31 protein-coding genes are annotated in these 26,006 nt (G+C 45.6%); 2 read left to right on the forward strand and 29 right to left on the reverse strand.

Annotated elements, in window-relative coordinates; genetic code table 11:
• Positions 1-9: 9 nt before the first annotated feature.
• A complete protein-coding gene (locus tag AB3N00_RS06455; protein WP_413033846.1) occupies positions 10-561 on the reverse strand; it encodes an MFS transporter in 552 nt (183 codons plus the stop codon).
• Positions 558-2,003 carry an FAD-binding oxidoreductase gene (locus AB3N00_RS06460; RefSeq protein ID WP_413033847.1) on the reverse strand — a complete coding sequence of 482 codons (1,446 nt, stop codon included), beginning with the start codon at positions 2,001-2,003 and terminating at the stop codon, positions 558-560. Before AB3N00_RS06460 ends, AB3N00_RS06455 begins: the two co-directional genes overlap by 4 nt.
• A gap of 124 nt (positions 2,004-2,127) precedes the next feature.
• Here AB3N00_RS06460 and AB3N00_RS06465 point away from each other — a divergent pair, with 124 nt between their 5' ends.
• Positions 2,128-2,319 carry a hypothetical protein gene (locus AB3N00_RS06465; RefSeq protein WP_413033848.1) on the forward strand — a complete coding sequence of 64 codons (192 nt, stop codon included), beginning with the start codon at positions 2,128-2,130 and terminating at the stop codon, positions 2,317-2,319.
• A 108-nt stretch (positions 2,320-2,427) separates the two neighbouring features.
• On the opposite strand, the gene AB3N00_RS06470 is transcribed toward AB3N00_RS06465, so the two are convergent.
• The 26 genes from AB3N00_RS06470 to AB3N00_RS06595 all read right to left on the reverse strand — a co-directional run bounded on the left by AB3N00_RS06470 (position 2,428) and on the right by AB3N00_RS06595 (position 24,363).
• Entirely contained in the window at positions 2,428-3,357 is a 930-nt protein-coding gene (locus AB3N00_RS06470) for an NAD(P)/FAD-dependent oxidoreductase (protein WP_413033849.1), read from the reverse strand.
• 176 nt (positions 3,358-3,533) lie between these two features.
• Positions 3,534-5,165, reverse strand: a complete 1,632-nt coding sequence (locus AB3N00_RS06475) for an S-layer homology domain-containing protein (protein WP_413033850.1) — start codon at positions 5,163-5,165, stop codon at positions 3,534-3,536.
• A 103-nt stretch (positions 5,166-5,268) separates the two neighbouring features.
• Positions 5,269-5,871: a nitroreductase family protein gene (locus AB3N00_RS06480; protein ID WP_413033851.1), complete on the reverse strand. Its 603-nt coding sequence runs from the start codon at positions 5,869-5,871 to the stop codon at positions 5,269-5,271.
• 115 nt (positions 5,872-5,986) lie between these two features.
• Positions 5,987-6,235, reverse strand: a complete 249-nt coding sequence (locus AB3N00_RS06485; protein WP_413033852.1) for a hypothetical protein — start codon at positions 6,233-6,235, stop codon at positions 5,987-5,989.
• 111 nt (positions 6,236-6,346) lie between these two features.
• A complete protein-coding gene (locus AB3N00_RS06490) occupies positions 6,347-7,102 on the reverse strand; it encodes an acyl-[acyl-carrier-protein] thioesterase (RefSeq protein WP_413033853.1) in 756 nt (251 codons plus the stop codon).
• A 67-nt stretch (positions 7,103-7,169) separates the two neighbouring features.
• Complete coding sequence (locus AB3N00_RS06495; protein WP_413033854.1) at positions 7,170-8,027, reverse strand: AraC family transcriptional regulator; 858 nt, start codon at positions 8,025-8,027, stop codon at positions 7,170-7,172.
• Positions 8,028-8,128: 101 nt separating this feature from the next.
• Positions 8,129-8,677: a glutathione peroxidase gene (locus tag AB3N00_RS06500; RefSeq protein WP_413033855.1), complete on the reverse strand. Its 549-nt coding sequence runs from the start codon at positions 8,675-8,677 to the stop codon at positions 8,129-8,131.
• 93 nt (positions 8,678-8,770) lie between these two features.
• Positions 8,771-9,406 (reverse strand): hypothetical protein, encoded by a 636-nt coding sequence (locus tag AB3N00_RS06505; RefSeq protein ID WP_413033856.1) that lies wholly within the window; start codon positions 9,404-9,406, stop codon positions 8,771-8,773.
• 187 nt (positions 9,407-9,593) lie between these two features.
• Positions 9,594-10,247: a GntR family transcriptional regulator gene (locus AB3N00_RS06510; protein ID WP_175396181.1), complete on the reverse strand. Its 654-nt coding sequence runs from the start codon at positions 10,245-10,247 to the stop codon at positions 9,594-9,596.
• Positions 10,248-10,404: 157 nt separating this feature from the next.
• Complete coding sequence (locus AB3N00_RS06515; protein ID WP_413033857.1) at positions 10,405-11,409, reverse strand: tyrosine-protein phosphatase; 1,005 nt, start codon at positions 11,407-11,409, stop codon at positions 10,405-10,407.
• 49 nt (positions 11,410-11,458) lie between these two features.
• Entirely contained in the window at positions 11,459-12,298 is an 840-nt protein-coding gene (gene phnE, locus AB3N00_RS06520; protein WP_413033858.1) for a phosphonate ABC transporter, permease protein PhnE, read from the reverse strand.
• Positions 12,295-13,086: a phosphonate ABC transporter, permease protein PhnE gene (gene phnE / locus AB3N00_RS06525; RefSeq protein ID WP_413033859.1), complete on the reverse strand. Its 792-nt coding sequence runs from the start codon at positions 13,084-13,086 to the stop codon at positions 12,295-12,297. The genes phnE (AB3N00_RS06520) and phnE (AB3N00_RS06525) overlap by 4 nt, the downstream gene beginning before the upstream one ends.
• Position 13,087: 1 nt before the next feature.
• Positions 13,088-13,855: a phosphonate ABC transporter ATP-binding protein gene (gene phnC / locus AB3N00_RS06530; protein ID WP_413033860.1), complete on the reverse strand. Its 768-nt coding sequence runs from the start codon at positions 13,853-13,855 to the stop codon at positions 13,088-13,090.
• A gap of 32 nt (positions 13,856-13,887) precedes the next feature.
• Positions 13,888-14,808, reverse strand: coding sequence for a phosphate/phosphite/phosphonate ABC transporter substrate-binding protein (locus AB3N00_RS06535; protein WP_413033861.1), 921 nt, complete (start codon positions 14,806-14,808; stop codon positions 13,888-13,890).
• A gap of 443 nt (positions 14,809-15,251) precedes the next feature.
• Positions 15,252-15,794, reverse strand: coding sequence for a GNAT family N-acetyltransferase (locus tag AB3N00_RS06540; protein ID WP_413035208.1), 543 nt, complete (start codon positions 15,792-15,794; stop codon positions 15,252-15,254).
• 50 nt (positions 15,795-15,844) lie between these two features.
• Entirely contained in the window at positions 15,845-16,339 is a 495-nt protein-coding gene (locus AB3N00_RS06545; RefSeq protein ID WP_413033862.1) for a hypothetical protein, read from the reverse strand.
• Positions 16,340-16,357: 18 nt separating this feature from the next.
• Positions 16,358-17,239: a class I SAM-dependent methyltransferase gene (locus AB3N00_RS06550; RefSeq protein ID WP_413033863.1), complete on the reverse strand. Its 882-nt coding sequence runs from the start codon at positions 17,237-17,239 to the stop codon at positions 16,358-16,360.
• Between the two features lie 35 nt (positions 17,240-17,274).
• Positions 17,275-17,694, reverse strand: a complete 420-nt coding sequence (locus AB3N00_RS06555) for a GNAT family N-acetyltransferase (protein ID WP_413033864.1) — start codon at positions 17,692-17,694, stop codon at positions 17,275-17,277.
• Positions 17,695-17,727: 33 nt separating this feature from the next.
• Positions 17,728-18,504, reverse strand: coding sequence for a class I SAM-dependent methyltransferase (locus AB3N00_RS06560; protein ID WP_413033865.1), 777 nt, complete (start codon positions 18,502-18,504; stop codon positions 17,728-17,730).
• 92 nt (positions 18,505-18,596) lie between these two features.
• Positions 18,597-19,154 (reverse strand): GNAT family N-acetyltransferase, encoded by a 558-nt coding sequence (locus tag AB3N00_RS06565; protein ID WP_413035209.1) that lies wholly within the window; start codon positions 19,152-19,154, stop codon positions 18,597-18,599.
• A gap of 347 nt (positions 19,155-19,501) precedes the next feature.
• Positions 19,502-20,584 (reverse strand): Gfo/Idh/MocA family protein, encoded by a 1,083-nt coding sequence (locus AB3N00_RS06570; RefSeq protein WP_413035210.1) that lies wholly within the window; start codon positions 20,582-20,584, stop codon positions 19,502-19,504.
• A gap of 66 nt (positions 20,585-20,650) precedes the next feature.
• Positions 20,651-21,823: a Gfo/Idh/MocA family protein gene (locus AB3N00_RS06575; protein ID WP_413033866.1), complete on the reverse strand. Its 1,173-nt coding sequence runs from the start codon at positions 21,821-21,823 to the stop codon at positions 20,651-20,653.
• Entirely contained in the window at positions 21,820-22,710 is an 891-nt protein-coding gene (locus AB3N00_RS06580) for a sugar phosphate isomerase/epimerase family protein (RefSeq protein WP_413033867.1), read from the reverse strand. The genes AB3N00_RS06575 and AB3N00_RS06580 overlap by 4 nt, the downstream gene beginning before the upstream one ends.
• Before the next feature lie 268 nt (positions 22,711-22,978).
• Positions 22,979-23,476 carry a metallophosphoesterase family protein gene (locus AB3N00_RS06585; protein ID WP_413033868.1) on the reverse strand — a complete coding sequence of 166 codons (498 nt, stop codon included), beginning with the start codon at positions 23,474-23,476 and terminating at the stop codon, positions 22,979-22,981.
• Positions 23,477-23,510: 34 nt separating this feature from the next.
• The gene (locus AB3N00_RS06590) at positions 23,511-23,945 is read right to left on the reverse strand and encodes an Rrf2 family transcriptional regulator (RefSeq protein ID WP_413033869.1); all 435 of its coding nucleotides are present in this window, start codon (positions 23,943-23,945) and stop codon (positions 23,511-23,513) included.
• 40 nt (positions 23,946-23,985) lie between these two features.
• Positions 23,986-24,363, reverse strand: coding sequence for a DivIVA domain-containing protein (locus AB3N00_RS06595; RefSeq protein WP_175396167.1), 378 nt, complete (start codon positions 24,361-24,363; stop codon positions 23,986-23,988).
• A gap of 252 nt (positions 24,364-24,615) precedes the next feature.
• Here AB3N00_RS06595 and AB3N00_RS06600 point away from each other — a divergent pair, with 252 nt between their 5' ends.
• A complete protein-coding gene (locus AB3N00_RS06600; RefSeq protein WP_413033870.1) occupies positions 24,616-25,182 on the forward strand; it encodes a TraR/DksA C4-type zinc finger protein in 567 nt (188 codons plus the stop codon).
• Between the two features lie 171 nt (positions 25,183-25,353).
• Here the strand turns inward: AB3N00_RS06600 and AB3N00_RS06605 are convergent, their stop codons facing one another.
• A complete protein-coding gene (locus AB3N00_RS06605; protein WP_413033871.1) occupies positions 25,354-25,962 on the reverse strand; it encodes an ArsR/SmtB family transcription factor in 609 nt (202 codons plus the stop codon).
• Positions 25,963-26,006: the final 44 nt, after the last annotated feature.

The following is a 26,006-nucleotide window of genomic DNA, read 5'->3' on the forward strand; positions in this document are numbered from 1 at the left end:
TTCTATCCTTTACCTATGATCCTTGACCGGCAGTTGAATGGACCTCCACACGGCCAAGCTTCCCCAAACATACAGTACGGCGCTCAGATAAAATAAAACATCAATCGTCAACCAGTCGATCAGCAGCCCCCCGATGATGACAGCGAAACCCGAAGCTGCAGACGTCCAGAAATGATAATTTCCAATCACCTTGCCCCGCTTTCCTGGTTCAGTGAAATCTGCAAGCAATACCCGTTCACTCATCCGCTGCATCGCATTGCACAACCCCATAATCATCTGCAGCAGCAATACCCATATGTAAGTTGTAATCCAAGGGAAAGCAATCATCGTTCCGGCCATACCCAGTGAGCTCAAAATAAGCCACTGCCGTGCATATCTGTCCATCCTGGGGGCCAGCCACTGTGAAGCTGCTGCAGAACTGATCGTAAAAACGGCAAAGGCGAGGCCATATTTGGAGAAACTGTTACCGAGATTTTTGAGAAACAACAAGTAATAGGGATAAATCATGCCTGAAGCTAGGGTGACCATGCTTTGTGAGCGGACCAACCATTTCATATTCATTTACCGTTCCCCCCGTATTGCTCCATAAAGTAATTCATAAATACATGATCGGGATCATAATGCTCTTTTGCTGCAAAAAATTCGTTCTTACGAGCGTAAGCCTGCTCAAACTGTTCTGCCGTGGCATATCCCTCATAGGGCAAATAATAGGTACCGTTCAAGCGGATAACCGTATCTATAATCTTTTGCAAGCTCGCCTTGAATTTCTTTTGTTCTTCGTCCGACAGTGAAGCATGGAACAGACATACCAGTCCGAACATGTCCTGTGTCGCATATGAAAGTACGGCTTCTTCATCTTTCTTCACATAACGCACCGTAATATTTAACAGATCCAGCTTCTCTTGTGAGACGATTTCCCCCATCTCTTCAACAAATACAGGAAACGCATCAACAGGGATAAAATATTCCTGCAGCAAGTCATTGGCACCCGGCTGGTGGTATTCCATAAATGCGGACGGAGACGCCATGGCATTATTCCGGCTAATCCTCGTACCAGCCTGAGAATCGAAATATCGCTGCTGCAGCCCCCAAAACCAATCTCTCCCCCACTCAGTACCGCGATTAAGGTTAAACAAGATCTTGGCAGGCAGCACGCCCTGCTCACGTAGAGCAAGATCATTATAATCCTGAAGTGAGGCGTCCGAATCGATGGCATAATTCAGTGCATACATATCGCTAAAATATCCTTTCCCAGGTTGAAGCGAGAGGCGAGCCAGATGCATCCGTATATTGGGGTTGCGAAGCACATTCTTTTGAAAATACGTTGGATAATCCTTCGCTTCCATCCGTTCTACTTCAAGTCGGTACAATTCATCTTCCGTTAACGTAAGCGTAACATCCAGAATCAGACCAAAGAGACCATATCCACCTAAAACCAAAGGAAAAAGTTCCGAATTGGATGTACGGCTTACTTCCCGGATCTGTCCATCTGCGGTCATAAGACGAAAGGATTCCACACTCTGAATCAACGATCCGTTGCGAAGCTCCCTCCCGTGGGCATTTACACTAATTGAACCCCCGACAGTAAAGATATTTTGAGACTGTATATTTTTGAGGGAAAGCCCATAAGGGTTTATTGCACGTTGCACATCAGCCCAGGTAGCGCCTGCCTGAACAGTTATCTTTTTCGCTTCCGGCTGGACATCCAGTATTTGATTATAGGAAGTCATATCAATTACGATACCATCTCGGTAATAGGTATGGCCGCCCTGACTGTGACGTTGTCCCGCAATGGACACGGTCAAATGACGGTCTCTGGCATCCTTCAGCAGTTCCACGAGTTGCTGTTCCTGATGCCCCTGCACGACTCGTTCCACTTTTACCGGGTGTAGGCGGCTGTAGTCTGTAATTAGATATGGATTCTGATCTTCCCCTCCCGTTCTCCAATAGGTCCAGATACACAAGACGAGGAGCAGCAGGAGTACACTTGTTTTTTTGATCACGCAGCTTCCTCCTTTAGTTCAGCGTTTCAAAATCTTTTCAGCGGTTAATCGTTTACATATACATTACAACGTTTGGAGATGTTAAGGAACACTATAAATAGGAATGAACAAGGAGGCATTACTTATGAGCGAACCCAAAAACCAAAAGGAAAATGATAAACTCGAGCCCGGTGTTAATACTGTGCTGCATCCGGACTCCGACAATCCCGGCCCTACAGATATGATTGAAGATGCCGTTGGAGATATCGTTGATAACATCACGGGACATCCCAAAAACAAAACGGCAACAAAAAGCGGAAATAAACCCAACCAGTAATATTCAATCTGCTTGCAAACAGTTCAAAAAGTCCTCCAACCCTATCCTGGGTTGGGGGACTTTCTGTGTATCTATACGAAGGTGATCTGCTGGCTCCATGCTTGTGTCTTAGAGCTGCTCCACTTCATTCTTCTTCTTCATCTTTTGCAAAGCCTTATGAATCCAGATGGCTGCGATTGAACCTTCACCCATGGCAACCGTTGCCTGCTCCGCATGCAGTCCCAAATCCCCGGCAATCCACACATTGGGGGCTGCCTGCAAACTACGATGGTCAGCTTCCACATGTTTATTATCTGCAATGACGGCTCCAAGCTGCTCTGCGAGTTCGAAATGTACCCGATTTCCGCCAAAGGCAATGAATCCACGCTCCGACTCATAGATCTGTCCATCTTCGGTCAGAACCCCTGTAATATGGCCATCCGCTGTTTGCTGAACTTCTTGTACCGCAGCTTCCAGATAGCGCACGCCGGCCTCCTTCATGCTCCGATGAAGCTCAGCTGAGATTGGTCTCTGTTCATGGTTGATGTACAAAAGATTTTTTGTACGCTCAATCAGGATCATCGCCATGTTGGCACCCGCTTCACCTGACCCCAGCAGTATGGTACGCCGATCCTGAATCTCATATCCATCACAGTCCGGGCAAACATAGACCGTTCTGCCCAGCGTCGGCCTCAAGCCCGGAATCGCAGGAAAACGATCGCTAAGCCCAGTTGCCAGCAGTACAGTCCGTGCCATATATTGAGCGCCAGAAGAACCAGTTAAACGAATCTGTTCTCCAAGCCGTTTTGCTTCAACAATCCGGTCCTTTTCAAATAAAACTCCGGTTTTTTCGGCCTGCAATCTGCCGTTGGAACGCAGTTCTTCACCTGATACGCCATCCGGAAATCCCAGAATATTATGATAGGTTCGGCACAGGGTTGACCTGCCTTCTCCAGCATCCACGACCAGCACCTGATGCGAACTGTAACGTCCCAGCTGAATGGCAGCCTGAAGTCCTGCGAGTCCGCCTCCTACGATAATGCAATCAAACTCTCGCATGTTCCTTCTCCTCCAGTCCATTCTTATTGTCTCTGTCAGATCGCTTCCGATCCTTCTATACATTAAACCGCTCAATCAGACTCAAACGTCCTATATATAGCTTGTACAAAAAATAAATAACCCAAACCGTCCGTCAGATTCACGGCCCGGTTTGGGTCTCATATAAATTATATTTATTAAAATAGGTATGATTCAAAACGGGAGGCATTGGAGATGGCATTCCATACATCCGCTGTTTCCCCGCCCATGTACCAATAAGCCAGGCCTGCGATCTTCCTGTTTGTACTCATCCTCACTTTGGCAGTTAAGGAGCGGCTGTCCTCTGCCCAGATATATCTTGGCATTCCGTTACTCAAATACCCAATTACATATTGGCCCAGACTTGCATTCCATTGCCTCACGGAACCCGCAGCTCGTGCCCGTGTTCCCTGTTCCGCAAGTGTAATATCCCAAGAGTCCGTTGCCGGACTAGCCGACGACCAGTCCCTTGTGTAGAGCGGAAGCGCCAAAATGACTTTGGCACGAACCACGTCAGAGAGCATTGTATCTAGAGCACGTTCCACCCAAGGAAGTGAAGCGACCGATCCGGCTATAGGGTCCCCGTTCCAATGTTCTTCATACCCCATCAGAACCATGTAATCGGACACTGCGCCAAGTTTGGCATAATCGAAGGCTTCCGTCCAATCTGTGCCCAAATCCGGAGATACATCTACTGAAACAACCGCGCCAAGTGGATGGAGAGACGCCGTCAGCGACGTTACAAATGCGGTCATGCCTTCTCGATCTGCTGGCTGCACATTCTCAAAGTCTACATTAATGCCATCCAGTTTGTACTTCTTCACATATGCAGTAACCTGAGCTACGATGGAGGCTCTGTTGGCTGAACTGGATAACATTTGGTGCGTCATCGCAGGATCCGAACGATTCCCCAGCAGTGGCCATACCTCTCGATCGGTAGCTGATGCCCATGATAAGAGGGTGGCGTCCGCATGGTCCGTCACCTGCATGCTGCTGTTCAGAAAAAACCACCGGGGCACAAGCGTATTTACCTCAGATTGTTCAACCTGCTTTTTGAACTCGGCAGTGGTAGAGTTATACTGCCAACCCAACTGTATTCCCAACGAATCAGGGTTCTCAAGCTGCTCCGACCATTCTTTCTTTTGCAAAATGGCATTAAGCATCACCGCAGCTTCCTCACGGGTTACCTGATCCTGCGGTCGGAACAAGCCATCACTTCCGCGCATCAGTCCAAGCTGATATACCTTTTGCACATAAGGCCGGGCCCATACAGAAATATCAGAAGCATCATAATACGTTGAAGATAGCATCCCCGTGGATACGGACGATTGTTTCAACATTCTCACCAGCAGGGCTGCCGCCTCTTCCCTGGTAATGGAAGCGTTCGGTTGAAACGTTCCCTGTCCTTTTCCCTCGAGAATGGAAAGATTGGTCATGGCGGCAATATTACCATAATACCAGGCAGTTATGTTGGTATCGTTATAGGGACTAATATTATTTTTAACAGGCTGTAAACCTAGCAATCTAACTGCAAAAGTTGCAAATTCGGCGCGTGTCACCGCTTTTTTCGGTTCAAACCTGGTTTCAGACGTTCCTGCAGCAATTCCTTGGTTCACCAGATGCGTTATCGCATCTTTTGCATAGCTGGTGTTAATGTCCTGGAATCGCTGTTTCACCGCAGCTGCCTTCACAGGAACTGAATATCCTGCCACCGATCCAAGTGTGAATAGAGCCGCTAATACGGCGATCCCCACTTTTCGACCAGCATGTTGCTTTATTCTATTGTTCACATCAAAAAGCCTCGCTTCATTGGAGTACGATCTACATCATCGTATCAAATTGAAGCGAGGCCGTATGTGCTTAAATGTTGGAAATCTGTTCGATGCTTTAACCTTATTTGTGTACTTTTACGCGCTCTTCAATGGACTGGAATTCTTTCTCGCCCGGCGTAGCCGTAGGTTTACCAAATGGCATCTGAGCGATCAATCTCCAGTGTTCCGGAATATTCCATTCTTGCTTCACTTTCTCATCGATCAGCGGGTTGTAGTGCTGCAGGGAAGCTCCAAGACCTTCCTGTTCCAATGCAGTCCAGATCACGAGCTGCAGCATGCCGTTGGATTGGTTGGCCCAAATTGGGAAGTTATCTGCGTAAGCTGCAAAATTTTGTTGAAGCTGTGCGATGACATTGTTGTCTTCAAAGTACAGTACTGTACCATAACCGCTCCGGAATCCTACCATTTTCTCAGCTGTGGATTTGAAAGCTTCTGCATCACCAACCACTTCACGCAAAATTTCTTCTGTGTGATTCCACAGTTTATCATGTTGTTCACCAAGCAAAACGACTGCCCGGGATGTTTGTGAGTTGAAAGAAGTTGGCGTATACTTCACGGCTTCCTCAACGATTTCCTGAATTTTAGCATCCGAGATTGTGGATTCCTTGCTGATTCCATAATAGGATCTTCTGTTTTTCAACGCGTCAAAGAACGATGTAGACATAACGATTCGCCTCCCAAATTGGTTTTATATCGTAATTCCTTCTTCCTAACATAGTAACTATAATATAGTAACATACATTAGTCAACAAACTATTTTATTTTCACCAAGTATACAATTATTCTGTATTGGACTCCCGAAAATCGGCACGGTACTTCTCTTCGGTAGAAGAATTGCTCTTGGTCTGATCCTTATTCTTCTCTTCTTGCTGTTCCATATTCAGATCTTCCAAGGGAATGGGATCGACCGTCTGCTCTTCTTCAAACTGGTCAAGTAAACTTTCCTTCTCCGTCGGAAACTGCTCCGGATTATCGCGAGGATGTTCCTTATTCGATTCTTTATTTTGACCCGAAATTTGATTTTTCATTCTCAAACGCCTCCTCTGGTTTCATTACCCTTTCTTTACCTTTTCTGCATGTCTTCTAAACACGGCAAAAAGACCAACCCGAATATCCAGGCTGGTCTTCACACTCTCTTATTAGGAAATGACATTCTCAAAACTAAGCTTAGCTTCAAAAATAATACTTTGCTCCTCGGCTCCAGATCGTCCGCGAATCCAGACCACCCCATCCACCGCTTTCGTACGTTCAACAACCAATTCTTCCTGCATCCGCATCTCCCGGTGATACGATATCTGCATGCGGGTTAGACGGTTACTGAGTTCATCCGCTGAGAGTGCATCACAACAAACGTCAGCGTATCTGGCATTATTCATATGCCCGTTACTGTCCGTGCTGCTATATCGAACCATTAGTCGATATTCTTCCTTTGTTTCCAGTGTTGGAGGAAAAGCCACTTTTTCCGGTGGTGCTCCCAACGATAAATCGGGATGTGACTTCACTTCCAAAGGCAGTGCCGAAGGTCTGAGGATCTTTCGTTTCTCCAGATCGACCAAAGCCCAGGAAGTCCGGGCCTCGGCTATGTGAATCCCTTCTGCATCAGTGAGAAGATAGTCCCGGAGCCACATAACTCCTTTGTTGCCTTTATGCCAGGTTTGCAGACTCACTTCTTCTTCCAACCGAGCTTGGCGCAATATCGTCAAATCGGTTGTAATCAGCATCCAGCCCAGCCCCTGATCCAGCATCTCCGATACGGTAATGCCCATACTGGCCAGATCGCGGTCTGCTGCAAGCTGCATATGTTCGAGCAATGCCGAGGGTCGGTATAGAGACTTATAGTCTGCTTCGGATGATCCGATTCGGTAATTAAACGTATAGGGTAGTTCAGTTTCCATCAATCATACCTCCTTTAGTCTGTGCCGATTGGAGATCGTTGTACGGGATTTTCAGTGCCGGGAATATTTATTGTGTTTGGTGCAAACGACTGCGATAAAGATCAGGTGCACAACCTACGTTTTGTTTAAACATCCGACTGAAGTGTGATAATCGCTTGAAGCCCGACAACCGACTTGCCTCGGTAACCGTGATTTCAGGTTGGAATTGAAATAGCAGTTTGGCCTGATTAATACGGCGGTCGTACAGATATTTAAATATGGTACTGCCTGTCATCTCTTTGAACAACCCGGCCAAATAAGGCTTGGACAAATGAAGCTCACTTGCCAGATCGTCCAGTCCAATATCCTGCATATAGTGGGTATCCACATAACCCATGATATGCTGCACATGCCTCTCCTTCTCCGAAGAAGGTCGATGCTCCACCACGATGCCGCGGCAGATGCCGGCCACAAAATATAACAGATCACACAAACGAACAGTCATCCGTTCCTGTCGGTATTCGCCTGAATTCGCCGAAAGCTGATCCAGGTTCAGCAGCAGAGCTTCAAATTCCGCACGGATGTCTCCCTTTAGATTGATTCGGCAGTTTCTCAGCTCATCAAACGGCATTAGCAATTCGCTGATTCGATCCGGATGAAGGCTTCTGCGGATGAGTGAAGGATCAAAATGCAGTGTCGTTCGTTCATACAGTACGTCAGGTATCGGATGTGCACGATGAAGCGTCATCCCGTGCATTAAAATCAAATCACCCGGTTCGAGACTATAAACGCGGTCTCCTATAATATAGGTACACTCGCCTTCATGAAAATAATAAACCTCGTAATGTGGATGAGAATGAAATCCGTCAGACAATCCATTATTGTAAATACGTGTGGAACGATAACTGTATTCCAGCGGAGCATTAAAGTGCATGATGCGTGTCATATTTCGGCACCTCCTATGGGAGAGGTTTTTCTTATCTAGAATAGAAGCCATGAACGTACCGTACTTTACGGTTATGTCATGGCCCCTGCGAATGCTATGATTTACAAAAGTTGTTCGATGCTCGCCTCAACGGCATCCATCGAATCCACTGGTTCGAAGCGTTTGACCACTTGCCCTTCGGCATTAATCAGAAACTTCGTAAAGTTCCACTTGATCGCATCCCCATGCAACCACTCCGGAGCTTTATCCGCAACCATCAGTTTCAGCAGTTTGGCTTGCACATCCGATTCGTCAAACCCGGCAAATGGTCCTGATTTTTTCAGGAAGTCATACAGTGGGTGTGCCGTGTCGCCATTCACATCCATTTTGGAGAACATGGGGAATTTCACGCCATAATTAATCTGACAGAAGGAAGCTGCTTCTTCACTGCTCCCCGGCTCCTGCTCAGCAAATTGGTTACAAGGAAATCCGATCACCTGAAGCCCTTGACCCTTATACTTATCGTACAGCTTCTGGATATCATCGAACTGATGTGTATATTTGCATTTGCTTGCCGTATTCACAATCAGCACAGGCTTTCCTTCATATTGATAGAGCGGAAATCGTTCTCCGCTTGTTTTGGTAACCGTGAAGTCATAGATCGTTGCCATAAGTTTGGTGCACCTCGTTGTTATATAGTATGTAGAAATAGAATGTTACGTGTTCTCTATTATATACGAAATAGATTCTGCTGTAATGAGAAACTAACGCAATGGATATACCAACTGGATTGGCTCTGTGATCAGCTCCTCTTTGAACAAATAATTATGATCTGCCCCCACGACACACAGAATTCTCTTTCTTGGATTGGAGTGACATGTATTCTTGACTCGCTGAATCATAATTTGATTACGAACGACCCAGCGGAAATTTTGAGCATCTGGATTGACCTGGTTTAACCATTCGTACTTCCGTTTGGTCATTTCATCAAATTCAACCGAATTAAACGGTATGTTTCCTGCGTCATATGTATTCATTTGTTTCAAAAACCATTCATCATCTATCTTCTCTAGTTCTTCACGCTGCACTTCGGAATATCCGTTGAAGGGATCAAAGTTATTCCATACATCCAATTCAAACCAATCAATAGGCACGAACTCAATGTTGTGTTCCTCGCATAACGGAAATATGAGCTCCCAATATTCGCTTGCCGGCTCTCCCCAATAACCTTTATCTTCTTTATCCTGAATGTATTTCTTCCAACTTAATGGATGTACTTCCCCACAGATGATATCCGGGTCGAATTCGGTAATTAGCTCTTCATACAGAGCTAGCGAGCAGTGATATTTTTCTCTCAATTCCGGATTATGAATGGTTCCCAAAAGACCAACGACAGTCATTCCTTCAGCCTCCCCAATAAAATAAGCTGCCCGTAAAGGCAGCCGTTTTTTAGTTCACCAGGATTTATGCAAAATGCTCGTTATAAGGTTTTTCTCGAAAAGATTGAAAATCTCCCAGATAGTATAACAAAGAATTTTTACAGGAGCAATGACGCAAAACTCGTTCCCCTTGCCATAAGAAAAAAAGTTAAAACTGCCCGGTAGCCAGCATACGTTCTCTGGTTATAAGAATAAGAGATAACACAACTTCTTGTGCTGCTCCATAATCGTTGTTTGATAAAGCGTGCAATGTATCCCGATTGATTCCGATTGCACTGTAGTGTTTGATATGTGGTGTCTGCTTGAAGCGGACGATGGAATGCATATATAGTTTATCCCGGAAAGAGTCGAATGTGCTTAGCATCACCCCATTGTTCAAGGATTCAACGATCTCTCGCATGAAGAGAAATTGATGCTCGGTGTATAAGGGATAGTCATTCTTTTTCTCCGCAGTTCGCTGAACTTCAACATGAGCTGCAAGCGACTCAAGGTTCAGGTGGATCTCTCGGTTCGGGTTTTTCATCATTTCAAAACAATAGAAGAGCATGGACTGAAGTTGTTCAATCAAATCAAGAAATTCCTTTCCACGAACCTCCTTGACCAACACACCACGATTTTTGAGTGAGGTCACATAACCTTCTGATTCGAGGCGAGCGATCGCATGACGGATCGGTGTACGGCTCATTTGATACTCCTCAGCCAATTCGTTCTCTGAAAGCAAAGTTTCTGGCATCAGTTCTCCGCAAACCATTCGCTCACGCAGCATCATGTATGCTGTATCCACAAGCGATATTTTGTTCATATGATATAATCCCTTTCTCCCATTGATAAGGTCTTTAATTGGACTTCTAACGATATCTACATATCACCCTATATTACCAGTCTTAGAAGAAGTTACGCAACCAAGCCGGAGGAAAGAAAGAGTCCAACACTGTATTCCAGCGTCTGGACTCCATTTTCTAAACCAGATATTTGTTTTGAAGTGCTGTACGCTGCTCTTCGTTAATGCCAAGCCCCTCTGCAAGGTACAACTCGAATGATCCATAGTTTTCGTCGATTGCTTCAAGTGCAGCCTCTATAAAGGCGGCTTTCATCATTTCCGGAATCGCTCCCTGTAGATCTGGCATTTGGTCCATGTATGCTTTGTAATCTTTATTGCTTCCTGAGAGGAAGCGCTGCATGAGTCCGTCTACCGCAAGATTCGTCAGCTCATAGTCCTCAATGACCACATCCCGTGGCACACCCAATGTGAGAAGGATCAATGCACACACAACTCCAGTACGATCTTTGCCTGCGGCGCAGTGGAATAGTGAAGTGTCCCGGTCTTCTTTTAATAGTTCATGCAGAATGAGTGCACATTTGTCGGTATTTAAGATCATGGCTTTGTAGCCAGCATGCAGATCATGTCCAATCTTTTGCATTTCCTCCGGATTTGCTTCCGCCATAAATGGGATATTTGTGTTGATCGCTTTACCGATAGCAGGGCTTGGACGGCTGGCTACTTCAAACTCGCTGCGCAAATCACAAATCCAGTCAATGCCGAGGGCATCGGCCGTTAGCAGGTCCTGCTCACTGAGCTCATGCAGATCGGCCGATCGCAGCAGCATCCCCCAGCGGGTCGTCCGGCCATCTTCTGTGAGGTAACCGCCCATATCCCTGAAATTGATCACGCCATCTGTGTATATCATACGATCGTTAATGGTAGATACTGAACCATCCTTGAACTTCACATGATAAAAGTTACGGCCAGGAGACAGCGTTCTCGTAAAAGCTGACCCTATAGGATCGATTCGTACCTCAAGCAGCGTGCTGCTGAGTTCATCGAATTCTGGCAGGATGGAATGATAGATGGCCTCTGCTTCTACGTCCTCTGTCATATTCCAGGCAAGCGTAATCCCGTTATTTTTACTGTATTTCGCCCGTACTAGTGGTCCTTGCTTCAAAAGTGGCTTAGATGTTGACATGATAATTCCTCCTCAAATTGGTCTTACTTCTGTATGGATGTTCGATTATTTAGTTCTGACGTGTCTTTAACTTCATTTTGTATCGGTTTGCCACAAACTCCACGCTGAATACCATGATGAAAACAACCAATCCGACAAACAAAGCGGCTGCAAAGTTGTATGATTTCATTGCATGGGTCAATTCAAATCCAATACCTCCCGCGCCAACCGCGCCAAGAATGGTAGATTCAGCGATACCGCCTTCCAGCTGCAGCACGCACCAGGCAATAAAGGCTGTTTTTACTGTTGGCAAAATGCCCTGCATGACAATCTGCAGCCAGCTCGCACCGGTAGACTGCATCGCTTCAAGTACCCCTTTGTCGATCTCTTCAAGCGACTGTGCAAATACTTTGACGAGCATGCCTGCCGCAGAAACGGCAATCGCGAGCACACCAGGGAGCGGCCCAAGTCCGACGGACACGATGAAGATGAGGGCCCATACAATGGTAGGAATCGCACGAAGCAAGGAAGCAGCACTTTGGATGATCCAGGCGACAAATGGATGAGGCGTCAAATTGCTTGCTGCCAAAAAGGAAAGAAAGAACGCCACCACAATGCCCAGTACCGATCCGAGAATAGCAACTTGCAGCGACTCAACGGCAGCCAGCAGAACATGCCGCCAGTCCGAAAAATCAGGAGGAAACATGGCCCCCATATAACCGCCAAGCTTCGTAAAACCTTGCACAATCTTGGCGTAGTCGAACTGAAGCTGAACGAGACTGAACACAAACAGCACGGCAATAAGCGGCAGACCGACAATCAGCAGCTTGCTCTTTTTCGGTTTAGGTGGCTCTGGCATGGAAGTATACAACGTCAAGGACGGTTTCGCTTCGTTCACCGGCATACTCATATGATTCGCTCCCTTACGCGATTGGTAATCGTTTCTACAATGAGAACGATAACGAGCACAAGCAGAACAGCCATGCTGGCTTCCTGATACTGAAACAGCTTCAATTTCGATTGCAAAATAAATCCGAGGCCTCCGCCTCCAACCATCCCCACAATCGTGGAGGCGCGTACGTTAATTTCAAAGTTGTACAAACTCCAGCCGATAAATCCGGGTAAGAATTGTGGGAAAACGGCTTGGGACAACACTTGCAGATAACTCCCGCCAGCAGCACGAACAGCTTCTACCTGCCCCATGTCAATCTCCTCCAGCACCTCGGCAAAGGAACGTGTAAGCATACCGATCGAAATCAGGATCAGCGACATCGTACCGACTACAGCCCCCAGTCCGAACGCTGCAACCAGGAGAATGGTCCAGATGATAACGGGAATGTTCCGAAACAGCGAAGTCGCAGCCCGGACAAATACCTGCAGGTAAGGATGCGGACTTGTGGTAGCCGCTGCCAGAAAGGATAGCAGCCCGGCTAATACTGACCCAATTACCATTGCTACCACACTCATATAAAGTGTCTGTAAGGCAGGTTCAATGAGTTGGGAAAGCGTTGAAAAATCAGGCGGAAGGAAGTCAATAAAGATAAACCGGAAGCTTTCGCCTACCCCAGTGAACAAAGCTCCAAATGAAAATTCCGCCCCGATCGAAGACCAGATGATGAGAGCCACCAGCACGATAAAGAACAATATCGTCTGCGTGCGTTTCATTTTCCGGGCAGATTGCAACTGTGCCGCATTCATGTCAGGCCGTCTCCTTCACTTTGGGATTAACCTGGTTGTAGATTAGCCGGATCATGTCGTCCGTAAGCTCTTCAGGTGTTCCGTCAAATACCTTGGATCCTTTATGTATGCCGATGATACGGGTCGCGTATTTCTTCGCAATATCTACCTGATGCAGATTGCATAGGCAGGCAATGCCCTCCTCTTTGCAGATCGTATACAAATAATGCATGATCGTCTCCGAGGAAGCAGGGTCCAGACTCGCGATGGGCTCATCCGCCAAAATCAAATCCGGCTTTTGGGAGAGCGCTCGTGCAATACCTACCCTCTGCTGCTGGCCTCCGCTGAGTTCATCTGCCCGCTTGTACATTTGCTCATGCAAACCAACACGATGCAGCATTCCCTTTGCAGCTTCCGTATCTTCTTTGGAGTAGAGGCCCAGCGCTCCCTTAAATGCATTCATGTAACCTAAGCGGCCGTGAAGCACGTTATGAAGTACAGACACGCGGGTGACCAGATTATATCCCTGAAAGATCATTCCCATATGGCGGCGCAATTCACGGAGCTTTTTGCCTTTGATGCCCATGGTTTCACTGCCTTTAAAAAGAATCTTTCCGTTTGTCGGCTCGATCATGCGGTTCAGGCTGCGCAGCAGGGTGCTCTTCCCCGCGCCACTCGGTCCAATGACAACAACGAACTCTCCCGGATTGATCTGCAGATCCAAGTTATTCAGCGCCTTGGTCCCATCCGGATATACCTTGGACAATCCTTCCACTTGCAATAGTGTCATATTAAAATCCTCCTCATCTATGTTGCTTAACCTTATTTGCTCAGCAGCTCTTCTGGGGACATATCCAGATCCTTGGCGACTTGACGAATGGGATCGAAGTCACTGTCACTGCCTTCTACAAAACGGGCTGCACCGACACTTTCCAGAAACTTGGGATTCTTCGTATCGTACTCCAGCATAAGTTCACGCAGTTGTGTGACCAATTCCTCTGGCAAGTCTTGACGATAGAGCAATGGGGCTCCGCCAACGATGGGATCCGATTCGGCAATAACACGGAAATCTTCCTCTTTTACAAGTCCTGATTCTGCCATCATCGGCACCATGAGGCTTGACGTTCCGATCGCATCCGCATTGCCGTTTGCCAGCGCAAGCAGCGATTTGTCATGTCCACCGGAGAACGCTACGCTGCCGAAAAAGGAATCCAGTTCCTCATTTGTAAGACCAAGCTCTTTCATCAATGTGGCACGCGGATACAGGTTTCCTGATGTGGATGCCGGATCGGCAAACAAAAAGTCTTTTCCTTTAAGATCTTCTACACTTTGATAAGGAGAGTCATTACGGACAAGGATTACGGTATTCGATTGCTGATCACTTTCAGAACGGACAAGCAGTTTTGCATTTGCTCGTTCGGTAGCGATGATGTAACCAAAGGGACCGATGAGTCCAATTTCAATTTTGCCTGCACGCAGGGCTTCGATAACCATGTTATAATCTTCGGCTACAAAAATTTCAGCAGGGATGCCAGTTGCTTCTGTAATGTCTGCTGCAAGCTGTTCCTGAGAACGGTTCATCTCGCCCTCTTCACTTGGCATAATACCGATTCGAATCACTTCCGGCATTCCGCCGTCACTGGAGCTTGAACTTGCTGAGGCTCCGCATCCGGATAGGATGACAAGCATAAATACAAGCGAGAAGATCAAGCTTTGATAACTTTTGCGTCTACTATTGTTCACAATGTATACCCTCCTGAAATTTGGTCAAGTTCATACCGAACTCTCTGGTACACAAGTAGGATACAAGTTGAATGTAAGAAGAATGATTTGGAAGAGCACCAATTTTGTAAAACATTTAAGGGAATTAGTAACCATAAACATGCATAAATATACCAAAATATAGGGTTATATTATGTTTTTAGGGAGGATAATGCTTGTTTCAGTCCTTGAGGAAAATCACTGAGCTTACTTTCTTATGAGGGAGAGTTTTATAGCAGAAGCCCATGATTATTTTAAAAAAAAGAAGCAGAAAATGTACTATTAACGATTCATAGTAATTCATTTTCTGCTTATTTAAATGGATTAAGGTTGTCATAACGTTGGCTTTGGATTTGTGGGTTGATGCTGAGGAAAGTTGGGTTTTCGCATTATCACGAAGTTTATAAAATGTTTATGAATACTGCTTATTTTTTTACAATTCCATAATAGATTAGATCCTCATAGTGACTCTCTTTCTTCACATGGTCCCTTAAAATACCTTCCTGTATCATGCCTATTTTTCGAAGAACTTGTCCAGATGCCGAATTCGAGGCAAAGTGTCTTGCGTATACTTTATGATATTTTTTCACGTGAAAAGCAAATTCCAACAGGGCTTCCGAAGCTTCTGTCGCATACCCTTTCCCCCAAAATGGTTCACCAACCCAATAAGCGATTTCGCCATGATCGTACCGTTGATCATTAGATAAGGCTATCGCTCCATATATTTCCCCTGTTGCTCTATCACAAATCGCAAATTCATAGTGTTTATCCGTATCAAAGTTATGACGATGCTGCTGAATCCAGGACAAGGCACAATCCACCGAGTAGGGATAAGGCAGGGTAAGTGTGCTTTTATAAATATTGTAGTTGTTGCACAGCTCAGTGACGGTGGCAGCATCGGACTCATCGAACAATCTCAGACATAGCCTTTCCGTAGTCAACGTTTGTTGAATGTCATCATACTGCATGGTACTCCCGCCCTTTTCGATAATTTCGCCCCGTTTGATCTTCATAAAAATCAAGACAGGAGTACTTCAAATTTTTTATTATCCGTTAAGATCATAAGTTTTTGATTATAGTGTTGTAACCTTTTTTCAAAATCCACTCGATTTCTCTCAAAATCCCTTGTCCACGCATACATCATTTTTAACATTTGCCAGTCTGATTTGTAATGACTCTTTTCAAGGCCCAAATTTTGTTTGATAAATCGCAGAAAAATTCGAATTTTCCGTTTTCGCAAAGGTGTATCCAGAAAGAGGATCGTATCTGCCATATCCCATAAGCATCTGTAAGATTCACGATCTGTCCCTTCAAATATCCAAGAGCCCGAACGGTCAATGTCCTTAATCACCGCAACTTGTTCATCTGGTGTGCGTTTATTTCTTCCATGAGGTGTGTCGTGATGAACTATGGTATCCAGCTCATACCACGGTATATTTAATTTTTGAGATAATTCCCTAGCCAATGTCGTTTTGCCGCTTGCCACAATACCAAGGATTAAGATCTTTTTCAATAATATCTCTCCTAAAAACTACGCTCTCTGAATTGTTCCGAATGAAATCTTCATACTCGGTGCATATGACAACCATGATTCACGGTTAAATTTCTTGGAGAACGTGAGTTCAGCTTCATACTGCTCTCTTGCTTCTTCTGGCTGTAGTTCTCTCGTTAATAAGCTGTCCATTATCTCTTCTGGATCACCAGGTTCCTGACCGATCCCTTCTTCTCTCAATGAATCATATAAAGCGCTCTTGCTTTCCATATCCATGTTTTGATCAAAAAAGTTAACTTTATCACTCATTCGGCATTCCACATTGGTTAATCCCAATTGGCTCATGAGGATAGGCAGCCGCATGCCAATGTTTCCATCCTTCCCCGTACGTCTGTAGTCGTTCTCAAATAATTTTTGCAGAACTCCTAACTTAATCAATTCACTTTGTTCCGTACCTTCCAAATGACAGTTCGCCATATTACCAATCCAATGAGGTTCGAAACAGATCACTTTTCCTTGATCCTTAACACTTTCCGTCATTTTCTGCAGGATGGTCACCGAGTTATCCATATGCAATAAAAAAGCATGACTCACGGCAATGTCATACTTCTGTTCTATATACGCATTTTCAATATCACATGATATAAATTCAGTCTGAAAGGGAAGATTAGCGAAGGTCTCCTTTGCTTCTTTTATCAATTCATCTCCCTTGTCCACTCCCGTATAGCTCGAACCTGGCGGAAACAACGGAAGGAGTTTAAGACCGAGATAACCGAACCCACAACCATAATCAATAACGCTTACAGGTTTGGTGATTTTCCATACACTATGTACAAGAAATTGTAGATAATCGTCATTATAATACAGCCCGCGCGTATTCCTCAGATATTCGATTTTGTTGTCCCAATAGTATTCAGACATGATCTCATAACTCCTTAGGTTTGTTAATTTATAAATTAGCCAGGATAATTAGGAAGCCTTATCATGAATCGATCACTGTTTCTATTAAATTGGTACTGTTCGTATAATTCATGGGCATCTAACGTCCCGAGTAGCCCCATTAAATCTCTGAAACGATCCGATTGCGTTATTACTTCAATTAGTTTCTTGCCAAGTCCCTGTCCCCTGCACTCCTCATGAATAAAAACATCACAAAGCCAATACATCGTCGCATCATCTGTAACAACCCTCGCAAATCCAACTTGAATGTCTGCTTGATAAATCCCATAACACGTTGAAGAGACGATAGACTTCTCAATGGTTTCATCAGATCTTTTATTTGCCCAATAGCTCCTAGCAAGGAAGCCCTTTATCGTAGGGATATCCAGCATTTCTTTGTTATCACTAATCAGAAATTCTCCATATACAAAATCCATTGACCCAGCTCCTTCATGATACCGTTTTCGTTTCTACGTTACTTTTTTTCCTAGAAACAAAGCAACTCTGTGATCTTTATTAATAGATCCACCCGATTTATCAATGGATTGTTTAATCTTGTTTAATAAAATATCCTTTTGTACCTCAGGAAGTTGTCTGTGCTTTGAATTCGTATTAAGCAATGATATATAATCACTGCTTGAATATGTAAGGATTCGACTGTATTCTTTAACAATTATGTTTGTAAAGATACCAGTCTCTTCCGTAATTAGTCTTCTATCATTTATGGTTTCTTCAGGTGTTTGAAACTTGGAATCGTCTAAGTGTGGTGCAAGCTCTCTGTAATGAGATCGTATTTCATTGTGGACTTCGTTGAACATCGGAACGTGTATGGTCCAAAAAAAGGCAATCGAACCCGAATCCTCTAGAAGATCCCAAACCTTGCGATACCCAAACTTAGGTTCAATAAAATGAAATGCTGTACCTGAAACTGCCAACTTAAATGGAGCGCCTTCACCGTTCCACTCTTCAAAAGAGGTATTTATCACCTCAATTGAATCATAGGATTTGAATTTTTCTGAAGTGAACTGAGCTAATCTATCCCCATATTCAATACATGTAATATTTTTATAATTTCGATCAACTAAACCACCCGTTGCTTGACCAGTTCCACAACCGATCTCAAGAATTTTATCTTCTTTGACAACATTTGAATAATCAAATATATCGTTATACATTTCTTCCGGGTAGGTAGGTCTATATTTTTCATATTCGTTTGCAATTAAATTAAACGTCTCTTTGTTCTCCAATTGAAATCCCTCCCATTCTACCTCAATAAATTAGCTCACAATCGTGGTGTTCCCAAACATCGAATAAGTTACCGTCCATATCTTCAAGTCTTTTATCTTGCATTCCATTCTTCTCTCAATATTCCCATGCGAATCGAGTCATAGTATTGATCATTATATAGACGGCATTTTCGAAGTCTTCCTTCCAGCTGCATGCCTAGTTTCTCTCCGACCTTCATCATTCTTTCATTTCCTGACCATGTGGTTAATCCTATTCGGACTAGCGGAATCTTGTTGAACAAATATTCGATCCACAACTTTAATGCTGCTGTTCCATATCCACCATTCCAATACGGGGGCTTGTATATTACAATCCCAATCTCCAGCCAATTGGACGGTTTGTGTTCCCAATAATAATTCACTGTTCCAATCATTTCATCATTCACTTCAATTATCATTCTGTTAGCTGGCTCATCGTCTTCTCTCATGTGTTTGCTCATATGTTCTTCAAATAAAGTAAAACTCACATGCTCTAATGGAAAGTATGGAGCGTCCCACTTCTTCCATTCCGGTTGTTCTTCACCATAAATCAACTCATATAAGATAGGTAAATCTCTATCCTCTATTTCTCTGATTTGAACCTTATTATTCAGTACATTTGTTTCACTAATGATCATACAGCATTAACTCCTCTTCTATTTCCGAATTATATATGCGACATACCCAGTTCATTCTCCCTGCCTTTGCTTTCTTCTGATACTCCCCGGAAACCCGGAAACTAGCAGTATAAATCCAACAAAAAACAAGAAGTATACGAGCAATCCCGGACCGTTGTCATTCAGGGATACCATTTCTCTTGCGTTCCCACCTGAAGCATATCCCGCTTCCTTCATCCATAATAACCCATATACTGCCATTTGCGAAGAGATTCAACGGAAAAAGGCAACCAGCTTACAGGTCGCCTCTCCCTCAACATCATACATGTCTAACACTCTATCATTTTATTTAAAATACCGTTTTACTTGGCGCCACTGCTCCAGACCACTCTTTCGCTCATGGCTTTATGCTGCGCAATCAGACAAAGTTCGGCCGCCTTGAATGCATGCTCCTGTGTCATTGCTTTTTCCGTCCGCTCCAGACAATCACGAATGAGATCCCCGAAGAACGGATAACCAACCTTTCCTTTTACGCTGTAACGGTATTCACCTTCATGGTTGACCAGATAGACCTGATCTCCCACAGGCTCTCTCGCCACATCAATATATTTCCGCAATTCAATGTATCCATCGGTTCCCAAAATTACAGTACGCCCATCTCCCCATGTACCGAGGCCATCCGGTGTAAACCAATCGACCCGGAAGTAACCCGAAGCCCCATTGTTGCCAATGAGAGACGCTTCACCGAAATCCTCCAGTTCAGGGAACTGTGGATGATGGAAGTTATGTACCCGACTGAACGCCACCTCCGCATCCGTGCACGAAGCAAAAGTGAGAAACTGTTCGATCTGATGACTTCCGATATCACAGAGAATGCCGCCATATTTTTCATGCTGGAAAAACCATTCTGGTCGTCCTGGTGCATTCAAACGATGCGGTCCTGTGCCCATAACCTGTACAACCTTACCAATGGCTCCCTGCTCAATCAACTGACCGGCATAGATCGCACTTTCCACATGCAGGCGCTCACTATAATAGACCATGTATTTCTTCCCGGTCCGTTTAACCTCTTCCCTGGCACGTGTTAATTGATCCAGTGTGGTAAATGGGGCTTTGTCCGTAAAATAATCCTTGCCCGAAGCCAAAACTCTCATGCCAAGCGGCGCGCGTTCCGACGTAATGGCTGCTCCGGCCACCAGCTGCACCTGATCATCTGCCAGCACTTGTGCTTCTGAAGCTGCGGCCTGTGCCTGTGGAAACTGTTTGCGGAACGCCTCTACCTTGGCGGGATCCGGATCATATACCCATTTGAGGGTTGCTCCCGCCTCCACCAATCCCCCAACCATGCCATAGATGTGCCCATGATCGAGCGCTACAGCAGCAATGGTGAACTCACCGGGACCGCATACTACCTCTTTTTTAACACTTTTGGGTGCATAAAACATGCCATCTTTAGCCACGTCATTTCCACCTTTCCTTTGGATTTCCTATTATAAATTGGTTTAACATGCCTACTTGAATGTTTGTGTCAGATCCGCAGGTTGGCTGCTGCTGTAATCCTTGTCTTTCTTCGTGTTCGAACCGGCAATCCGTTCCTGTAAATGTTCATAAAACAGCTCTTCATCAATGGGCAGATCCACCCAATTGTCCGTCCAGGTCGAGAGCAGCATAGCATTGGACAATGTTAAGCCATGTATGCCTTCTTCTCCTGGTGCAATGAGCGTGGCACCGGTTCGAATCGCATCAATCCAGTTACGAATGAGCCCCGGATGCCCGGATTCTGTACCTGTAATAGGAACTTCACACTTCCAGCATTCCGGCTGTCCAAAACCTCCGGTAAACCTCTGATTGAATTCAGGCTCGGATTCCCGAAGCCGCCAGAACGTCAATTTACCATCTTCAATGACAATTTTGCCCCGATCTCCGTTGACCTCAAATCGGTTGGTACCTGGAGCTTCACCCGTAGTCGTTACAAATACGCCGGTTGCTCCGTTTGCATACTCCACATATGCTGTCACATCATCTTCCACTTCAATATTCCGGTACTTGCCGAATGAACAGAAGGCACGCATTCGCACTGGCATCATGCCGATGGTCCACTGCCACAAGTCCAGCTGGTGAGGGTCCTGGTTAATCAGCACACCGCCTCCTTCACCTGCCCAGGTCGCCCGCCAGCCGCCTGAATCATAATAACTTTGGGATCGGTACCAATTCGTAATAATCCAGTTTGTGCGGCGTACTTCGCCGAGTTCTCCCGAAGCAATAAGATCTTTCAGTTTGATATACAGAGGATTTGTCCGCTGATTGTACATCATGGAAAATACTTTGCCGCTGGCTGCAGCAGCTTCATTCATCTTGCGCACCTGTTTGGTATACACACCGGCAGGTTTCTCGATCATGACATGCAGACCGTGCTGAAAAGCCTGAATGGCCTGTTCCGGATGGTCATAATGCGGAGTTGCAATAATGACCGCATCAATTGTTCCCGATGCCATCATCTGCTCGGCATCCTGCCAATAGATGACTGAAGCAGGGAGGTTGCCGGCCACCCAGCTCTCCATTTCCTTTCTGACATCACATACGGCTACCAGCTCTGCACCAGGTACTTCTCCGGCAATAAGGGTTCTGGCATGTGCAGCGCCCATGTTACCAATGCCGATCACGGCAACTCGAATCAAACTCATACCCGTACCTCCTCTTCCAGGCGACGTTCTATTTCGCCAAATACATCCGCAAAGTGCTGTAACATCGCTTTCGAATCATACTCTCCACTAAAGTCTTCTATACCGTAATATCCGTCATAGCCCACTGATTTCAGATCACGGAATACTTGCATCCAATCTACGATGCCTTCTGTCAGCGGTGACCAGTGACATCTCCACTTCGCTGATACCGAATTTCCCGTATTCCCTCCGTTCTGCTCCTCCTTGGACCAAGCTGCATTCTTCACATGTACATGGGCAAGGTAAGGACCCAATAGTTCCAGCCCCATACGATAATTTTCATATCCTTCATGTACCATATTACCCGGATCATACAGCACGCCTACATGCTGGGCATCCAGCGACTGCACCAGACGGTAGGCCAGTGAAGCAGTCGGTGCAATCGTGAGATGATGCGTCTCTACAACGGCTTTGACGTTGTACTGTTTGGCCATTTCCTGAACTTGGGTCAAATATCTCACAGCTTGGCTGTACAGCTCCGGATAACTGGTTTTGCGGTCATAGCCGGGCACGCCTACACGCATCATAGAAGCGCCCAAATCAGCCGCTGCCTGAAATGCCTGCTCTGTCGATTGAAGATCTCCGCAGTTCAGATACGGTACCAATGCAATGGAACGTCTTCCATGTTTCGCGGCCGCTTCACGAAAAACAGGGACCTGTTCTTCCCAGTTTGCCGGATCAATACTACTGCGATTATGCCTCCAGAAGGATGGCTCTTCCGACAGGGCGTCTTCCGGTATTCCCCGGAATCTCCACTCCACTCCTTCAATTCCTGCCGAAGCTGCCGCAGCAGCCAGTTCTTCTGCCGTCAGGTCCGGCGTTGCCACGGTGAATACAGACAATTTCATCCGAATCATCTCCTTATGTAAACGTATTCAAAACTAATGGATAAACGAATTGTATCACTCCTATGAATGCACAAATAGGGTTTAACTCCAACACCTGAATAAGAGATAAACGTGGGGCTATATTCCCCATTCAGGGATAAATGCTTTTGCCGCTAAGAAAGAGCCATCATACCCTTTTCCCTTAAACATCATAAACAAAAAAACACCCCTGATCAGATCATCATTCTGATTAGGGATGCTATATGCTATATAGGAGTACCACTATTTTTTATTTTCGATCAAAAAACACATGCTCAGCATGCAATTCCCCCAGGTGGGTCGTCATGATTCCAAATGAATATTGCGGCTGACGTCGCCGATCTGTGGGCGATCCCGGATTGAATACCAACACATCATTGACGGTATGCATCAACGGAATGTGCGAGTGACCGAATATAATCGCGTCTACCTGCTGGCCGGTAAATGTGTGAATGGCATTCTGTTCGGTCGATTTCGATCCCTGGTGACCATGCACCAGCCCCAGACGCAATCCGTCTGCCTCCACGATGCGGGAGAACCCGAGTTTTTTTCCGATTTCCGGCGGATCCGTATTACCCGCTACTCCTGCAACTGGTGCATACTCGCTCAGCAGCTTGTACACACTCCAATCCGACCAGTCACCTGCATGTAGAATGAGGTCGGCTTCCGGCAGTACTTGAAGCAGAGGTTCTGGCAGCTGCTTTGCTCTTTTGGGCAAATGGGTATCCGATATCACGATTATTTTCATATCAATACACACCTTCCTGTTTTAAACCATTCCATTACTCAGCAGATGAAGGCATAACCTCAATCTGTGAGCAGGAACGCTCCATATCTTCGAGTGTAATGGATGCAAAAAATTGTTCCACTTTCGCCTCAGCCACCTGGTACAGATTCGTCAGAAGACTGTCTATGCGAAGACCGACGTCACAATTGGGGTTGCAATTGCCATGAATCGGAAATAGCGGTCCTTCATCCTTGGCAGCCTGATAGATCATGGCTAAAGTAATTTCACTAGCCGGCTTCGCCAGATAGAAACCTCTGGTTCCCGGAGACGAGTCGACGAGACCTGCCTTTTTCAGCCCACCCAGAATACGTCTGACAACGACAGGGTTGGTATTGACGCTTCCTGCAATCATTGCAGAAGTGATTCGTTCAGGCGCGCTGGAGGACAACAATAACAAACAATGCACACTGACCGAAAAATGAGTACTCATGATTAACCACCTTTATTTTATATAATCCTGGTGCCTCGATCTATTCAGGAAAAAGACCCTGTTCGGGACGTGCCTTGATTTTCAGCTGTCGCACGCTGTATTCCAGCTGCTTCACAATATCATCAAGTTGTTTGCGATCGATTTTTGTGGGGTCATCCACCGGCTTAGCCGTCGACTTGAGATCCCGAATGGTAAGCTGCTGCTCTTGCCATTTGTCCATTAGATCCGCAATATTGGCATAGAAGCGTTCGTAATCCTTGATGACCAAATCAAGATACGCATCGACTTCATCAGGGTCATACCCCCGAAGTTTATAATTGAATTGTTTCTCATGAATTGATAAGGCATCGAGCTGTACGCCCAGTTGTTTAAACAATTGTCTCTGTTTATCCAATCTTCGTTTCATATGTTCATCCATCTTGACAACCTCCATTATAAGAAAAAACGTCTATCGACGTATGTTAAAAGCAGCCGGGACCGCCTCCAAAACGGAGCGGCTCTATACGACATCGCGTGGAAATCGCGGCATTTTCTCTCTCTATTTTTTATAACACATTATCGGGCAGATATAAAATCGAACGCCCCTCATTTCACTCAAAAATGATTGTTTCCCGCCAAAATCGGGTAAGGACTGACTACACACCCCAATGCGGGAAAGGAGCATGTCGTTATGAGTACATTAACCAAAGATCAACTTCAGGAGCTCAAGAGCGCCCTTTTGGAGCAACGTGATAATCTGCAGCGCCATTTTGAATCCAATATGGAAGACGGAGCTCCTGCCGAGTCCCTCAAAGACTCCACTGGTGAGCTGTCATCTTATGATAATCACCCAGCTGATGCGGGCACGGAGACGTTCGAACGCAGCCGTGACCTGGCTGTCGACGATACTTTAACGGACGAGTTTAACCAGGTGAACGACGCCTTGGAGCGAATGGAACAAGGAACCTACGGAACATGTGTTACTTGTGGAGAGGATATCCCGTTTGAGAGACTTCAGGCCATTCCCTACACGGCTTACTGTATCGATGATACACCTAACCGGGACCTCAGCAACGATCGTCCTGTTGAAGAAGAGGTCATGACGATGCCGCCAAGCGGGGCCGGTGAGGTCAGACAGCGGAACGCAGGAAAGTTCGATCACGCTGAAGCCTGGGAAGCCGTCGAAGATTACGGGACATCCAACTCGCCAGCTACTGCAGCCAAACGTGAAGTTAGAGATTATGATGAAAACATGTAGATTAGTACGCTGTTCGTTACCTTTCTCCCAATAGGAAAGTCATGATCATGACTACAGCGTTATATCAACGCTCAATCCACATCAAAAAGCCGCCTTCAGGCGGCCTTTTCTTTTTGTTGCACGTGTCTGCCTCGATTCAATTGCCTTAGCATCTTCACCCGTGCTAAATCCCTATTCTTCCGGCTGATGTGGTGGAGTTTTACTTTTCTTGGGTTCAGGTGGTTCCTCCACATGTTGGGACAAGGTCGAGAACAGTTGAAAAACCTTCTGATCTCCCTTCTGTTCATTCCGTTTCGTATATGGCTCACACATTTTCGTAATATCCCTGTACAGCTGCTCTACTTCCTCACGGCTTGCATATAACGTCATGTCCGAGATTTGTCCAAACATGTTGTCACTGTGCTCTGCCTGTTTCATAAACATCTGCCGGCTCTGCTCATACATTTCATTCAATAGTTTAAGTGTCTCTGAACGGAATACCTGCTTCAGTGGAGAGTGGTCCTCTTCTTCGTGACGAAGGTGAATTTCTCCCTGAAAGGGTTCGTAATATTTAGCAATGATTCCATTAATCTCTCGGGTGGATACGAGTGTAAGCAAACCGATCTTCTCGAGTTTTTTCACATGATAATGCACTTTCGCGGGTACTTCACCAAGTTTGTCGGCTATCTCTTTCACAGTAGAAGGTCTACCCTGTTTATTAAACATATTCAGAATCTGGATCCGATACGGGTCGGAGTAGATCTTGATCTCTTCGATCGTTGACAGTACTTTCTGCTGCATACCTGTATCCTCATTTCCGGGGTACCTGTTGCCCTTATATATGC

Source organism: Paenibacillus xylanilyticus, assembly GCF_047246825.1.
Lineage (GTDB): Bacteria > Bacillota > Bacilli > Paenibacillales > Paenibacillaceae > Paenibacillus > Paenibacillus xylanilyticus_B.

Bases quoted from the DNA above. Each gene is read 5' to 3' on its own strand.
- AB3N00_RS06585 (WP_413033868.1), bottom strand. From the start codon at position 23,476: ATGAAAATAATCGTGATATCGGATACCCATTTGCCCAAAAGAGCAAAG.
- phnE (WP_413033859.1), bottom strand. From the start codon at position 13,086: ATGAATGCGGCACAGTTGCAATCTGCCCGGAAAATGAAACGCACGCAG.
- AB3N00_RS06455 (WP_413033846.1), bottom strand. From the start codon at position 561: ATGAATATGAAATGGTTGGTCCGCTCACAAAGCATGGTCACCCTAGCT.
- phnC (WP_413033860.1), bottom strand. From the start codon at position 13,855: ATGACACTATTGCAAGTGGAAGGATTGTCCAAGGTATATCCGGATGGG.
- AB3N00_RS06550 (WP_413033863.1), bottom strand. From the start codon at position 17,239: ATGTCTGAATACTATTGGGACAACAAAATCGAATATCTGAGGAATACG.
- AB3N00_RS06595 (WP_175396167.1), bottom strand. From the start codon at position 24,363: ATGGATGAACATATGAAACGAAGATTGGATAAACAGAGACAATTGTTT.
- AB3N00_RS06485 (WP_413033852.1), bottom strand. From the start codon at position 6,235: ATGAAAAATCAAATTTCGGGTCAAAATAAAGAATCGAATAAGGAACAT.
- AB3N00_RS06500 (WP_413033855.1), bottom strand. From the start codon at position 8,677: ATGGCAACGATCTATGACTTCACGGTTACCAAAACAAGCGGAGAACGA.
- AB3N00_RS06600 (WP_413033870.1), top strand. From the start codon at position 24,616: ATGAGTACATTAACCAAAGATCAACTTCAGGAGCTCAAGAGCGCCCTT.
- AB3N00_RS06480 (WP_413033851.1), bottom strand. From the start codon at position 5,871: ATGTCTACATCGTTCTTTGACGCGTTGAAAAACAGAAGATCCTATTAT.
- AB3N00_RS06515 (WP_413033857.1), bottom strand. From the start codon at position 11,409: ATGTCAACATCTAAGCCACTTTTGAAGCAAGGACCACTAGTACGGGCG.
- AB3N00_RS06510 (WP_175396181.1), bottom strand. From the start codon at position 10,247: ATGAACAAAATATCGCTTGTGGATACAGCATACATGATGCTGCGTGAG.
- AB3N00_RS06470 (WP_413033849.1), bottom strand. From the start codon at position 3,357: ATGCGAGAGTTTGATTGCATTATCGTAGGAGGCGGACTCGCAGGACTT.
- AB3N00_RS06605 (WP_413033871.1), bottom strand. From the start codon at position 25,962: ATGCAGCAGAAAGTACTGTCAACGATCGAAGAGATCAAGATCTACTCC.
- phnE (WP_413033858.1), bottom strand. From the start codon at position 12,298: ATGAGTATGCCGGTGAACGAAGCGAAACCGTCCTTGACGTTGTATACT.
- AB3N00_RS06570 (WP_413035210.1), bottom strand. From the start codon at position 20,584: ATGTTTTATGCACCCAAAAGTGTTAAAAAAGAGGTAGTATGCGGTCCC.
- AB3N00_RS06490 (WP_413033853.1), bottom strand. From the start codon at position 7,102: ATGGAAACTGAACTACCCTATACGTTTAATTACCGAATCGGATCATCC.
- AB3N00_RS06465 (WP_413033848.1), top strand. From the start codon at position 2,128: ATGAGCGAACCCAAAAACCAAAAGGAAAATGATAAACTCGAGCCCGGT.
- AB3N00_RS06590 (WP_413033869.1), bottom strand. From the start codon at position 23,945: ATGAGTACTCATTTTTCGGTCAGTGTGCATTGTTTGTTATTGTTGTCC.
- AB3N00_RS06575 (WP_413033866.1), bottom strand. From the start codon at position 21,823: ATGAGTTTGATTCGAGTTGCCGTGATCGGCATTGGTAACATGGGCGCT.
- AB3N00_RS06555 (WP_413033864.1), bottom strand. From the start codon at position 17,694: ATGGATTTTGTATATGGAGAATTTCTGATTAGTGATAACAAAGAAATG.
- AB3N00_RS06495 (WP_413033854.1), bottom strand. From the start codon at position 8,027: ATGACACGCATCATGCACTTTAATGCTCCGCTGGAATACAGTTATCGT.
- AB3N00_RS06505 (WP_413033856.1), bottom strand. From the start codon at position 9,406: ATGACTGTCGTTGGTCTTTTGGGAACCATTCATAATCCGGAATTGAGA.
- AB3N00_RS06540 (WP_413035208.1), bottom strand. From the start codon at position 15,794: ATGCAGTATGATGACATTCAACAAACGTTGACTACGGAAAGGCTATGT.
- AB3N00_RS06580 (WP_413033867.1), bottom strand. From the start codon at position 22,710: ATGAAATTGTCTGTATTCACCGTGGCAACGCCGGACCTGACGGCAGAA.